The sequence below is a fragment of the Deltaproteobacteria bacterium genome (assembly GCA_016208165.1).
In the GTDB taxonomy this organism is placed as follows: domain Bacteria; phylum Desulfobacterota; class Desulfarculia; order JACQYL01; family JACQYL01; genus JACQYL01.
The window spans coordinates 1-13,923 of record JACQYL010000137.1; the positions used below are offsets into that span (position 1 = coordinate 1).

General features: G+C 55.4%; 11 protein-coding genes. 4 read left to right on the top strand and 7 right to left on the bottom strand.

Annotated elements, in window-relative coordinates; genetic code table 11:
* Positions 1 to 542: 542 nt before the first annotated feature.
* Positions 543 to 1,310, bottom strand: a complete 768-nt coding sequence (locus HY788_23835; GenBank protein MBI4777174.1) for a 3-hydroxyacyl-CoA dehydrogenase — start codon at positions 1,308 to 1,310, stop codon at positions 543 to 545.
* Between the two features lie 462 nt (positions 1,311 to 1,772).
* On the opposite strand from HY788_23835, the gene HY788_23840 reads away from it, so the two are divergent.
* The 3 genes from HY788_23840 to HY788_23850 all read left to right on the top strand — a co-directional run bounded on the left by HY788_23840 (position 1,773) and on the right by HY788_23850 (position 4,995).
* A complete protein-coding gene (locus tag HY788_23840) occupies positions 1,773 to 2,300 on the top strand; it encodes an acyl-CoA thioesterase (GenBank protein ID MBI4777175.1) in 528 nt (175 codons plus the stop codon).
* Between the two features lie 172 nt (positions 2,301 to 2,472).
* Positions 2,473 to 3,372, top strand: coding sequence for an MBL fold metallo-hydrolase (locus HY788_23845; GenBank protein MBI4777176.1), 900 nt, complete (start codon positions 2,473 to 2,475; stop codon positions 3,370 to 3,372).
* A gap of 180 nt (positions 3,373 to 3,552) precedes the next feature.
* Positions 3,553 to 4,995, top strand: a complete 1,443-nt coding sequence (locus HY788_23850) for a ParB N-terminal domain-containing protein (GenBank protein ID MBI4777177.1) — start codon at positions 3,553 to 3,555, stop codon at positions 4,993 to 4,995.
* On the opposite strand, the gene HY788_23855 is transcribed toward HY788_23850, so the two are convergent.
* The gene (locus HY788_23855) at positions 4,979 to 5,593 is read right to left on the bottom strand and encodes a DUF2889 domain-containing protein (GenBank protein ID MBI4777178.1); all 615 of its coding nucleotides are present in this window, start codon (positions 5,591 to 5,593) and stop codon (positions 4,979 to 4,981) included. The genes HY788_23850 and HY788_23855 overlap by 17 nt on opposite strands.
* A gap of 430 nt (positions 5,594 to 6,023) precedes the next feature.
* On the opposite strand from HY788_23855, the gene HY788_23860 reads away from it, so the two are divergent.
* Positions 6,024 to 8,681, top strand: coding sequence for a DUF3458 domain-containing protein (locus HY788_23860; protein ID MBI4777179.1), 2,658 nt, complete (start codon positions 6,024 to 6,026; stop codon positions 8,679 to 8,681).
* Between the two features lie 226 nt (positions 8,682 to 8,907).
* On the opposite strand, the gene HY788_23865 is transcribed toward HY788_23860, so the two are convergent.
* Genes HY788_23865 through proB form a run of 5 tightly spaced genes read right to left on the bottom strand, consistent with a single transcriptional unit; the run spans position 8,908 to position 13,884 of the window.
* Entirely contained in the window at positions 8,908 to 10,368 is a 1,461-nt protein-coding gene (locus HY788_23865) for a M48 family metalloprotease (GenBank protein MBI4777180.1), read from the bottom strand.
* Positions 10,352 to 10,714 (bottom strand): ribosome silencing factor, encoded by a 363-nt coding sequence (rsfS, locus tag HY788_23870; GenBank protein ID MBI4777181.1) that lies wholly within the window; start codon positions 10,712 to 10,714, stop codon positions 10,352 to 10,354. Before rsfS ends, HY788_23865 begins: the two co-directional genes overlap by 17 nt.
* 41 nt (positions 10,715 to 10,755) lie before the next feature.
* Complete coding sequence (gene nadD / locus HY788_23875) at positions 10,756 to 11,460, bottom strand: nicotinate (nicotinamide) nucleotide adenylyltransferase (GenBank protein ID MBI4777182.1); 705 nt, start codon at positions 11,458 to 11,460, stop codon at positions 10,756 to 10,758.
* Positions 11,461 to 11,478: 18 nt separating this feature from the next.
* A complete protein-coding gene (locus HY788_23880; GenBank protein ID MBI4777183.1) occupies positions 11,479 to 12,735 on the bottom strand; it encodes a glutamate-5-semialdehyde dehydrogenase in 1,257 nt (418 codons plus the stop codon).
* Between the two features lie 18 nt (positions 12,736 to 12,753).
* Positions 12,754 to 13,884 (bottom strand): glutamate 5-kinase, encoded by a 1,131-nt coding sequence (gene proB, locus HY788_23885; GenBank protein MBI4777184.1) that lies wholly within the window; start codon positions 13,882 to 13,884, stop codon positions 12,754 to 12,756.
* Positions 13,885 to 13,923: the final 39 nt, after the last annotated feature.

Below are 13,923 nucleotides of genomic sequence, written 5' to 3' on the forward strand. Positions count from 1 at the left end.
GCGACAGCGAGCCGGAGGGCAGCCTTTACTGAGATCGCGCCCATGCTATCCTTGAGAGGTCGGAGGCATTCTTTATGTTTTCAAAGAGCAAAAGACATCAAAATTTCGGAATTCCGCCTTGACTCTCAAGACGGTATCTACGACCCCCCGCGATTTAATACGTACAGTCACCTCCTGTCCTTGGGACCCGGACAACAAGTTGTCCGGGCCACCCATCCGTCATGACCGATCCCTAGTGTAGCGACGAGTGACACGGCCTGGAGGCGCCTTTCCGTTTATGACGACCAACATTGTTCGCCACAACAACCAAAAGCTTCTTATGACCCTGTGAACAGGCACGGAAAATCTTTCCGGGAACGCCGCCGGCGCACGTGCATCCATGGGTATCGATTTGGGTGAACCGCGGATAGAACCTTGTTGCCGGTTCGGAGGCCGGGAGAGACAACCCGGATGGGGGGCCGGGGAAACCTTTTGAAAAGGCTTCCCCGGATAAAACGGTTGCCCTGAAATCCTTAACGCGGAGATCTCGGGCAAACCCGGCATCACTTGGGGGACATTCGCAGCGCTCCATCCACTCGGATTACGGAACCATTCAGATACGCGTTCCGGATGATCGTCATCGCTACGTCGGCGTATTCAGTCGGTTGTCCGAGACGTGAAGGAAACGGCACCTGGGCGCCGAGAGATTCCTGCACCTTTTCCGGCAGGCCGGCCAGCATCGGTGTCTGCATGATACCCGGCGCGATGGTGACCACTCGAACGCCGTTCTTGGCCAGGTCGCGGGCCATGGGAAGGGTCATGCCGACCACCCCGCCTTTGGAGGCCGCATAAGCCACCTGACCGATTTGACCTTCCCACGCGGCGATGGAAGAGGTATGAATAATCACTCCTCTTTCGCCCCCGGCGTTGGGCGTATTGTTGACCATCACGGCTGCCGCAAGACGAGCCATGTTGAAAGAGCCGATGAGATTTACCTCAACCACCTTGGCGAACTGGCTCAAAGGCATGGGACCGTCTTTCCCCACGATCTTTCCGGGTACACCGATGCCGGCGCAATTCACCAGGATGTTCAGTCCCCCAAACGCCTTTTGGGCTTGGGCGATCGCATTTTGTCCATCGGCTTCACTGGTTACGTCCGTCTTACAGTAAATGGCGGCACCACCCAATTCAGCAGCCGTCTTTTTGCCGGTTTCTTCCACCATGTCCACGAGCACCACGCGGCCCCCCTGAGACACCAGAGCCTTGGCTGTGGCTGCTCCGAGTCCGGACGCTCCACCCGTAATAATAGCTACACTACCTTTAATCTCCATATCTACCTCCTCAGATGTTAGTTTAACAGAGCGGATCAACGGTTTTTATAAACCATAATCGGATCATGATCAATCCCGGTTTTGCTCTTTCACCTTTTCGTTCGGATCTTTCGAGCCGTGGCGCTCCCCCACCCGGCGATAAAAGGACCTTGATTTGAAGACACAATTGAAGGAAATGAAGACGCGGATACTAGTTGCACTCGTTCGGTCAACAAGGTAGGGTAGTTGGCTTGCGAGGGAATACGTTCTCTGAATCCCGGCACCGGATGGCGCTGTCCGTCGTTCGAGCGGCCGTCAGTGCGTTCGCGATTCGGGAATAACGCGCAGAAGAGAAGTTCGGACGGAACATCAGGTTTTTTCCTGAATTACGGATGCCGTGTTTTCGCGCTTCCGCATTTCCCCGAAAAGGTTCCGCTCCGTGCATCCCGTACGGAATTCGTCCACTCAGGGAAGGAGGAATCCATGGTCGATCAGCCTGATCACGGCGACGATTCGACGTCGGAAGGAAGAACGGTTCAACATTCCGAAGTCGTCATGTCAAAAGTCTTCGCGCCCGAGCATGCGGGTCCGGGTGGGATCTATGCTCACGGCGGGGAAATCATAAAACTGATGGACACGGCCGCGGGAGTCGCCGCGGTCCGGCATTCCCACTCCCCGGTGGCCACGTTGCGGGTGGAGGCGATCAATTTCTTCAATCCTATCCGAGTGGGCAATTATGTGACCGCTCGCGCCAGATTGACGTATACCAGTCAGTCTTCCATGGAAGTCCAGGTGAAGGTCTCGACCGAGGATCTGATCAATGAAAAATCCTGGGAGGCCTGCACCGCTTATTTTATTATTGTGGCCCTCAACAAGACGGGAAAACCCAAGATGGTCCCTTCCCTCTTGATTTCGTCCGAAGAAGAACGGAAGAGATTCGAAGCAGGCAAAGAACGGCACGATACCTGTCGACTGGACGAACGCTTCCGAGCGTTATGCGGAATCGACTGATCAGGAGCGATCGGCAGGCCGGCATGTTCGAGGGAGCCGTCCCGGGCTGATCGATCGACAGGCCCCGGCGGGCCGTCGGAGAAACCGTTCCCATTGACAAGATACGCCCCGTGCGCCCGTGCCAAAGGACATGACGGCGCGAAAAATACTGACCGAGTGAGGTTTGACGTACATGAGAATTCTGAAACCCGGCATGATTGACGATCGAGTTCTATTTCTGGGAAACCGGCACGTTTGTATGTACCTGGTGATGGGGGAGCAGTTCGCGCTGCTTGGAGGAGGAGTTGCCTGGGAGGTCCAGCGTTTGGAGTCCCAATTTCAGGAATACCAAGTTGACGTGAACCGCATCCGCTATCTGGTGATCTCACATGCCCACCACGATCACTGTGGCGCGGTCCCCTACCTGCTGCGCAAATACCCGCACATTCAGCCGGTGTCTTCAGAGTACTGCGCGTATCTTCTGAATAAGGACCAGCCGGTGGAACTCATCACCAAGGTAAACAAGACTACCATAAACGCCCTCAAGCGATCGCACACTTTTGAAGGCATTTCTCTTGACTTCTTTCCCATCCCCGTTGCCGTCAAGGTGGGAGACGGGGATCAACTGGATCTGGGAGGGGGACTATCGCTTCGATTTCTTTTGACCCCGGGCCATTCCAGATGCTCCATGTCCGTCTATGTTCCCGAGCTGCAAGCCTTGTTTCCAGCGGATTCGATACCTGCGCCGGAAACGGGAAAACGAGAACTCACGGTAACGGCAAACCACGACTACGACGCGTACCTGCAAAGTCTGGAAAAGCTGGAAAAGCTCCCCATCCGTCTGGTTTGTTATGAGCATGGCGGGGTCCTGACGGGCGAGGACGCGGCGGAGATCATACCCAGGGGCCTGGAAGCCACACGATTGCAACGGGCTCGTATTCAGAAGCGATTCGAGGAGTTACAGGATTTCGACCTGCTTGTGGAGGAGATATCGGATAAATTCCATCAGTTGGAGCTGTTCCGTCTGGTGCCTCCGGACCTTATGCGGGCCATAACGGAGCGCATGGTCAAAAGCGCTTTAGGCTTGGTGTAGCGGGACTCAGGTCTTTTGTGACAGCGGACGGGCAGTTGCCTTTTAATGCGAAGCCGCGCACCAAACCGGAACCATGGGGCGGCGACGTTTTCATCAGCCTACGGGAAACGATTTCCGGACGGATCCCATTATCACAACCAACGATTCTTTCATACTCATCTGCCTGTAACGGAGAAGTATATGGAAATCGAGGCGGTGCCCATCCGCAGCATTCAGATATGGGAAGCATTACACGGTCTGATACCCTATACGGACGACGACTTGGCTTTCCTCAGATCCGATCTCAAGAAGCGGGGGCAACAACTTCCTCTGGTTATAGACCAGAAGTACCGACTTCTGGACGGGCACAGACGTCTTGCCGTACTGGACGAATTAGGCGTGGACCATGCCGTATGCATAATCAAAACCTTCACCAACGATAACGAGGCATTGGAATTTGCCATAAGAAACAAGCTCTCCTGTCAATGCCTGCACCCGATCGACAGAGTACGCCTGGAAGTCAAGTTACGGGAATCACTATCAATCGTCCGATCGGACAGAAAGCGAGTCGATATCGATCGGTATATTCCGGACCGCCTGATCGATCTTCTGAAACGGAACAAAATAAAGGAAAGCTTTCTGCACAAAATGGTGTTTGAAATGAAGTCCATGGAATCGAAGGTTGGGAATAGAGGCATTGAACACATTAAACAACTATTGAACACTACGGAAGCACCCTGGCTGCATCTGTCCACCATTCGCCAGTTTTTCAAAAATCCGGACGTCGACGACGAGACAAAGCAACGGGCCATTGAAGGGAAGTGGACCGTTCACCAGATGAGCACCGTAAGCTGGGGAATGATTGAACAAAAACAGAAGCACGAGCAGGAAGAAGCGGAAAGAAGCCACGCGTCGGCCCGAGAACTGTTCGAAACGAAATATGGAAGAATACCGGAAGGAATCCCGGATGGATATCAATCGTGGGCGGAAAACAGACTTCGGCAATTCACCGACTCGTGGGGGATCACCAGGAATCGAGCCCTAACCTTATCCGATCCGGAAATGGATTTCCTGATCTCTCAGCGTCTGGAGAAGGAAATCCTGGCTCATCGGGAATCCATCGATCGCAGAAAGGCGGAGTTCGAAAAGCGTCTTCGAAACCTGACCTCCAACATCGAACAGCTCTCAAAAAAGCATCCCCGGCCTTCAGCTCCCGAGCCTTCCATCACAAAGGACTGGGAAAACCTCTCCGAATCCCTGTTGACACCCCTGGAAAGAAAATGGCGGCAAAGGCAGACGGAACTGGAAGTCCAAAAAACGCAGATCGATCGCGAATCCGGTCTGCTCGATCTGAAGTTTAAAGCGGAAGCCCTGAACAAAGAACTCAACGAGCGCTTGATACTCATCAAAAGGAGGGAGGCAACAAGGAAAAATCCCGAAGAAGATATACGCATCGAATTGCTGGGACTCCTGCCGAACAACTGGGAGTCCATGCCGGAGAAAGACTGGAAACACTTTCAGCGGGCTTTTCGATTGGTGCTCCATCCGGACCGAAGGGGCAAAGACTTCACGCACACTTCGTCCGTTGTCAACGCCCTGCTGGACTATGCGAACCAGAAACGATCGTTCAAAATCTCCCCATAGTCGCTCGTTCTCCGGCATCGGACGAATTCAACGCCTCGTAGTATTCCTCCAACTCCTGCATGGTCTCGAACGTCATATTTTCCGGCAGAGAAGCGCTTAGAACTTCCCGGACCAGTTCCCCGTCAGGATTGTACGCATTGCAGGAATTCAGAAGCTCCGGCCGGAACGTCAATGCGAGCTTATACGTCTGCGCATCGCTGATACCCGGAAAAAGCTCGGCCAGTAGATGCCGTACTCGCCGCCCCCGGCCGAGGAGGGCTCCTTCGATCGTGTCTTTGAATACGGTGTTCAAATGCGAACATCCCTGGTTTCCCGCCTTGCGGAGCACTTCTTTCATCAAACCGGGCCTGACCTTTTCTCCGATCATGCTTTTCAGCGTATGGACGCTCTCTCGGCAAGCGTTGTGGGGATGCCGGATAATCACCGGATCGAGATCCAGGATCTTCAGATCCGGATGAGTGAAAACACCGGTCAGTTCAATCTCATGATAAGGATCAGAGAAAACGGATTTCACCTTGAGAGTCTTTTCTGCCGTAAACACAACGGATGTGTCTCTTTTACGCTCTCCTAAGAACAATTCGTCAGATTCAGCGATCATCACCATTTCTATTTCCGATGGACGGATTCCTTTCCCGTGGTGGTAACCCGGCGGTTCGTTCTCACATAAACCGGCCCTGCGCGCCGTCGATGCTCACCCTTCGCCGGATTTCATATACCCATATCTATAATCCGCATCCTTGCCCATGTAAAGAGGCGCGAGCCTGAAGCGAGCGCATTCCATGAAAGATGCCGCCCCTTCGGACGTCCGCGCCGCATGTCCGGACGGCCGCTTTCAACCGTCCATGGTTGAAGGCAAGTGCGCGCCGTCCACCCGTTCTCGCGGAGAAAGAAGTATGTTACCCGAGACTTATCTGATATAGAAATCCAGTTGAGATGTCCGGTTCGTTACCACCCTCTATCGATCTTGATCCGACGCACTTCAAGCGGTCTTTTGATATGTACCTGCGAGGCCTGAAAGGAGTTTCCAAATGAGCGACCGAACCTTCAAATACCGCAGGGAGGATTTCGGCGATCTGCCGGTTACGCTGGACCACCTTACCATCCGTCTGAGCTTTTTCGAAGACCGGGTGGAAGCTGAAAACTGTCTGGAACTGACGGCCAAGACCGAGATGGACGAGATCGTTCTCGACGCCGACGGGCTGGATCTGCTGCGGGTGGATCTGGTGCACGAGCCTCACGATCCGCAAGGAACGCCTCTTCGTTACCAATACCATAAGGAAGACCGCAAACTGTCAGTGCGGTTGCCGAAGCCATACGTCTCCGGCGAACGCTTCCTCATCCGAACCGTGTGCCGATCCTATCCGTCCGAGTCCCTGCTGGAAGGGATTTATCGAGACGCCACCCCGCCGGGAGCGCCGCAGCAGTACATGTCCCAGTGCCAACAATGGGGATTCCAGCGCATCATGCCGATTCTCGATGATTGCCGAGCCAAATGCACGATGACCACCACGATGCAAGCGGACAGCGCCTATACGCACCTCATCAGCAATGGAGACGTGTGTCTCCGTACCAACCCCGACCGCCGTCCCGTTCCCAAGGAAAACGACCCAGGACGTCAGGTCATTACCTACGAGAACAAGACGCCAATGGCTCCATACCTGTTCATTGCCGCCGTCGGCACGTGGGACGAGTTGTCGGATGAAGTCGTCTATCCGTCCGGCCGGCGCGTGCGCCTGGAATATCTGGCGCCCCCGGGCCGAACCAAGGACGCCCGGATTCCAATGGACATCCTCAAAGACGCGATTCTGTGGACCGGTCGGACCCAGGAATACGAATACACCGGCGATGCCTACCGGACCATATGCATGAACAAATCCAATTTCGGAGGAATGGAAAACGTAGGAAACACCACCATCGTAACCGACGCCGCCCTCATCGATGAACACACCATGGATGCTTTTGTGCTCTATGCCCACGCGGTTATCGTGCACGAGTTCGAACACAATCAGTGCGGAAGCGAGACGACCATGGACACGCCTTTCGACGTCTGGCTCAACGAAGCCTACACCGTGGACGTGGAACGACAGTACTCGGCGGACGTGTTCGACGCTTCATTTGTGCGTTTGAGGCAGGTGGACAGCATACGAGACCCGCTCCTGGGCCCCCTGGCCATCGAGGATGGAGGACACCTGGGCAAGGTGGTTCGGGAAGGGTTCAACGATCCGGAAGAACTTATCGATGGAGTCACCTACGTGAAAGCCGCCGAAGTGATTCGTATGCTCAGACTCCTGCTGGGTACGGATCTGTTCAAGGCCGGCAAACGTCTTTACTTTTCGAGATATCGCCACGCCAACGCCACCACGGACCAATTCTTCCGAAGTTTCGAAGAGGTTTCGGGAGCCTCATTGGAGTCCTTCAAACGAACCTGGCTCTACACGATCGGATACCCTAAAGTCACGGCTCATACCTCGTTCGACCCGGTATCCAAGAGCGCCCGCATTCGATTCCGGCAGGAAAGGCCGGACGGTGTCCATCCTTTCCACCTCCCCATCGAACTGGCCCTGGTGGACGCGGAAGGAAACGACATCGAGGGAACCCGGCAGGTCTTCGAATTGAATCAAGAGGAATCCGAACTGGTGTTCGAAGATCTGTCCACGCCCCCGGCGTTCGCATCTCTGAACCGGGATTACTCATTCTACGGAACCTTCCACCACGAGAACGCCACCTTCCCCATGTTGACGCTGCAAGCTCGCTTGGATCCCAATCCTTTTAACCGCATCGAAGCCTTTCGCCGTTCCACGGACAGCCGGCGCAAACGCCTTCTATTGGATGCGAACGCGGCCATCGACACAGAGTGGTTGGACGTATATGGAGAAATCCTCGCGGACAGGAATCTTCCTCCGGCCCTCAAAGCCTACTTCCTCAAAATCGACGAACAACCCATGGATCGCCGCTATGTCGCATGGCCCCAGGAGCTTGTAGCGGCGAGGGAACGGCTCATGCGCGCCGTGAACGAGCGTTTCCGAACCCGCCTCCTGGAGTGCTTCCACGGCCTGAATACGTATGGACCCCGCGAGTCCCCCAAGGACGGCATCGAGGAACGGATGTTAAAGGCCGTGCTGCTCGAACTGATCGCCGTGGACGATACCCGGGACAGCCACCGTCTGATTCTGGATCACTATCGCGCAGCCACCACGGCCAACGATCGCGTTACGGCACTCGGCACACTGAACCGAACATCGGCGGAAGAGCGGCGGCCCATTATTGAAGCGGCCTACGAACTCTGGCATCCGCACCTGACCGGGTACGGCAACTACCTGCGGATCGTTTCCAGCGGCACTCAACCCGATGTGTTCGATATGATCGAACGCGAGAAGACGCGTGAATCCTTCGACATAACTCAGCCTACCTGGTGCCGCGCTTTGTTTCTTCCAATGGCGGCAAACTCGAAGATGCTCTGGACGGACTACGGTATCCGTTGGCTGGCGGACAAAGTGATCGAGTTGGCGTCCGTCAACGCCACTACGGCGGGTCGGATGCTGAACAGTTTTCAGCTGGTTCGAGACCTGAAGCCGCTTCTGAAAGAACCGGTCCTCAGGGCATTGGAACTCATCGTCGGCCGGGTTCCCGATACGGTATCTCCGGCGATACACGGCCAGGCCCGTTCGTATCTTAAAGGGGCGTAACTCATCCGCTTTGGCCCTCGATGGGAAAGCGGATGACCTCCCTCGAGGAAGAGGCTCGGTTCGTTGAGCGCGCCGGAGTTGCTGATTGCTTATTTAACGCTGGGGAATTTCAGTGGAAGACATCGGATTCGCTCGTACATAGAAGACCGCCCGGTAGGATGAGATTCCGGAATCCAGGAAATCCATGGTATGCAAGATCGATCCTCGTTCGGCCCGGCCCCGCCGGCTATCGTCCGTGCCACCAGCCTTCTTGCTCGGGCTTTTTCGAGTCCTCTTTGCCTTTATTTTTCAGCTTTTCGATGCGTTGCCGGATCTCTTGAGCACGACCGGGAGTTTCTCCGCTGTATTCCAGGGCTTTGTCATAATGGTAGAGGGCGTTTCGAGTGTCCCCCGTACGTTCAAAATAGATGGCATAGTTTTCGTGGGCCAAAGCCAGCTTCCCGTCCCTGCCGTAAGCCAGTCCCAGATACTGATACGCTTCGTTCTGATCGGGGTTCAAGTTGAGCACTTTCTCGAGTAAGGCCTGGGCATCCCGGAACCGGCTCTCATCAAGGGCGATGCGTCCTAAATACAGCAAGGCTTCTGATTGGCGCGGATCCAGGCTCACTGCACGATCGAGGTACTCCGAGGCCCTGGCGCAATTCCCGGTGGCGTAGCAAACCATTCCCATCTGGGTCACGTATTCAGAGTCTGAGGGATCCAGCCGGATGGCCTTTTCGTACTCGACCATGGCCTCCTGAACCTTCCGGGAGCGCTCCAGCAATAATCCCATGCCATAATGTGGTAACGCCCCGCCCTCCTTGCGCGCCAACTCATCAAGCAGGTTGACGCCCAGTTTGGGGTCCTCGTACAGGGCGATCAGCCGCACTTTACAAGAAAGAAATGCCGCTTGCGTGGCCCGCTCCTTCTGCGTGTCAATGGCATACTTATCCGTGCTGAGGGTGTTCTCCATGTACACGATGCGGTCGTTCAGCCCCGGGTGTGTCGAGAGGTAGGTGGGAATACCCTCCATGTTCATAAATCGGCTTTGAACCATCTTCTTGAATACACTGACACTGCCGTTGATATCATAGCCTGAATCCGCCAGGTACTTCATACCCAGCCGATCGGCCTCTTCTTCGTTCTGACGGCTGTATTGAAGCTGGTAGCTCATACTGGCCGCCGCGGCGCCTACGGCAATGGCCCCTCCCGCCTTCCCTCCGCCCGCCAGAATAGCCAACAGGGTGGCTGCCATGGTGGCAATGTTGAGCGGCGTGGTCTCTTCGATCCTTCGAGCAATGTGCCGGGCTTGCACATGTCCGACTTCGTGGCTGAGCACGGCCGCCAGTTCGCTCTCGCCATCCATGATCTGGATGAGACCGCGGTTGATGAATACGTAACCTCCCGGAATGGCAAAAGCGTTCAGCGAACCGTCATCCACGACGAAGAATTCGAAGGGAAAGTCACGGTAACCCACTTGCAGGAGAATATCCCGTCCCACCTTGTTGACGTATTCCACGACTCGCGGGTCGTTTACCAACGGCAAGCTCTTCTTGATCTGCGCGAGTACCTCGGTCCCCATTTTGGCCTCTTCCGAGGGAGTCATCAGCGCTCCCACGGGCGATACATACGCCGTCAGGAAAGAAACCAGGACGGCGATCCAAAATACCTTGGCGGCCGAATCAAAACGTTTACGAATAAGAATCATTCGCATACCCCTCGTGAGGGCTTCGTCGAACCCGTTCGTCGCCCTCTTCCGTCCGGATACGTATCGCCTCCGACCACAAGCCTTCCAGATCATAGAATTCTCGGACCGGCTCGGAAAAAATGTGAATCACTACATCCCCGTAGTCCAGAAGCATCCACTCGCTGTCTCGATTGCCCTCGACACCAATGGGCCGGATGTCTTCCTGTTTGAGAGTCAGTAACGTATGTTCGGCAATGGATTGAACCTGCCGAACGGAGCGTCCCGATCCGATGACAAAGAAGTCCGCAAAGGTCGTCAGTCCCCTCACATCCATGATACACAGGTCCTGAACGTTTTTGTCCGACATGATCCGAGCCGCGCTTCGGGCTTTGTTAAGCGAATCTATAGTCACGAGCGATACAGCCCTTTCTGCTGAATGGTTTTTCGGACCGCCTCGGGTACCAGGTATCGTATGGACCGGCCCTCCAGCACCCGTTTTCGTATGTCCGTCGATGATATCTCCAACAAAGTAGTATCCAAGAAAAACACCGGCTCCTTTTCCGGATGCAGAAACACCTCACCACCGGAGGCACCCTCGTACCCGGGAAAGGTGGCCTTCAAAAACGACTCGTACGCCTCTCCCTCGAAGCCGGGTCGGTTCAAAATGACCAACGACGCCAGTTCCGGGATACGCTGGTACGACTTCCACGTCGTTATTTCATAGAAAGAGTCCGAGCCCAAAAGGAAAAAGATTTTTGAATGAGTGGTTGAATATTGGTCTCGAAGCAACAGGAGGGTCTCGACGGTGTAGGATTTGCCCGGCCTTAGCCTTTCCACATCCGTGGCGACAAAATACGGGTGATCTTCAATTGCCAAGCTGGTCAGTTCATGGCGAGTATCGAATTCCGAGACGACTCTGTCCTTATGCGGTGGAACGGACGCCACGACAAACAGAATCCTGTCAAGTCGCAGCAGTTCCCTCACCTCCTCCGCAGATCGGAGGTGTCCATAGTGTGGAGGATCGAAGGTGCCCCCAAAGATTCCGACTCGCGTAACGAAATTCCTTCGTTCGGAACGGTCGCCGACCGGAAGATCCCGGTGATCAGCGACCACATCCGGCTGTTCTGCAAATCATGTGCGAATCTGTCCATTGCCGAAGGCAATGAACTTGGTGGTCGTCAGTTCCTCAAGCCCCATCGGGCCGAACGCGTGTAGTTTGACGGTGCTGATGCCGATCTCCGCCCCCAGCCCCAACTGGCGCCCATCGTTGAATCGGGTGGACGCGTTCACGAGAACCAGCGAAGAATCCACCAGTCTCACAAAGCGCATCGCGCGTTCATAGTTCTCCGTCACAATGGCTTCGGTATGCCGCGATCCATATTTCACGATGTGGTCCATCGCTTCTTCCATTCCAGAAACCACTCGAACGGACAGGATCAAGTCCTCGTATTCGGTATACCAGTCGTCTTCCGTGGCCGGTTCAACGTCCGGGAACATGCGATGCGTTATCGGACACCCTTTTAACAGGACCCCCGCCTCTCTGAACCGCTCGAACATGGGCGGCAGAAACGACTCCGCCATATCGCCGTGCACGAGCAATGTTTCCATGGCGTTGCAAACCCCCGGCCTTTGAACCTTTGAATTGTAGCTGACTTCCAATGCCATGTTCAATTCGGCCGAGGCATCCACGTATACATGACACACGCCCTTTTCGTGGCGGAGGACGGGGATTCGCGAATGGTCCACCATATATCGGATGAGTTCCTCGCCGCCCCGTGGAATCAGCAAATCGACGGCGTCGTCCCGTTTCAACAACTCGATGACAGCCTGGCGATCCTTGGTGGGAATCACCTGAACCGCTGCTTCCGGCAGCTCGGCGGCCCTGACACCCTGCTGCAGCACCTTGGCCAGAATCATATTCGAGTTGTGAGCCTCGGATCCGCCTTTCATTACAACGGCGTTTCCGGACTTGAGGCACAGGCCGGCCGCATCCACCGTTACATTGGGTCTGGACTCGTACACGAAGCCGATCACTCCCAGGGGAATGCGCATTCGTCCCACCTGAAGTCCGTTAGGACGCGTCCACATGCGGGTCACCTCGCCCACAGGGTCCGGCAGCGCGGACACTTCTCGAAGTCCGGCGGCCATCTCGCCAATGATGCGGTCGGTCAGGGTCAGCCGGTCCACAAACGCATCCTTGGCCCCTTTCTCCCTCGCCAGAGCCACGTCTTTCTTATTTTCCCGACGAATCTCCGACGCGCGATTCTCCAGGGCGTCGGCAACATACCGCAACGCCGCGTTTTTCTGTTCGCTGCCGGCTCGGGCTAGTTTACGGGCCGCCTCCCGGGCCTGGTCGACCATATCGGAGATCAGTTGCTTCACGTCCACGCTAGTTGTCCTTCCTGTTCAGTCCATTCGGCAAAGGGAGCTGTCTTCGGATATCACCAGATTATCGCGGTGGACTACTTCATCGTAGAACTTATAACCCAATTTTTCCTGAATTTGGTCCGTTTTGCAACCCTTGATTTTCCTGATTTCGTCCGCCGGATAGTTGACAAGACCCACTCCAATGGTCGCGTCATCGGGTCCCACAAGAAGCACTTTGGCTCCGATACGGAAGTTTCCTCTCACGTCGCGAATTCCCGACGGCAACAAACTTTTGCCCCGTTGTGTCAGGGCCCAGCAAGCTCCATCGTCTACGATCAGTTCTCCCTCGGATTTCGTAGTGAACGCGATCCAATACTTCCGGCGACCGATGCTCCGGTCGTCCGGTAAGAACAGGGTGCCAGGGGCCCTCCCGTCAAAAATGTCCTCGAGCACGCCTTTCTGTCTGCCGTTGGCGATCACGGTGGGCACGCCCACCATGGCCACCTTTCGAGCGGCCGACAGCTTCGAATGCATCCCGCCGCGACCAAACGCCCCCGGTTCCTTGCTGGCCATGTCCATGACCTTCCGGGTGATCTTGGGCACCACTTGCACAAGTTGGGCATCCGCATACTTCCTGGGGTCTCGATCGTACAAGCCGTCGATCTGGGTCAGGTTGATGTACGCATTGGATTCAATCAGGCTGACGATCATCGAGGAAAGATTGTCGTTGTCTCCAAACTTGATTTCCTCCACCATCACCGTATCGTTTTCGTTAATGATGGGGATGACTTTCCAGCGAAGCAGCGTGAACAACGTGTTTCGAGCGTTGAGATACCTCCCTCTGTTGGAAAGGTCGTCACGAGTCAGCAGGATTTGCGCCACCTTATCCCCGTTTCCACCGAAGGCAATCTCCCAGGCTTGAAGCAAACCGGGCTGACCCACTGCGGCAGCGGCCTGTTTCTCCGGAATGGATCGGATCTCCTGGTTCAAACCCATTTTGCCGGTGCCGGCGGCAATGGCTCCCGAAGATACGAGTATGCACTCGATCCCCCGTTTTCGAAGCGCGGATACTTCTCCAGCGAGCCGCCCGATCATTTCCAGGTCCAGTCCGCTGTCCGTTGCCACGACCGCGCTTCCGATCTTGATGACCACGCGGCGTGCATCCTTCATCAAGTTGGCGCGCCGATCTTCTCTTTCAGTGACCTCCAG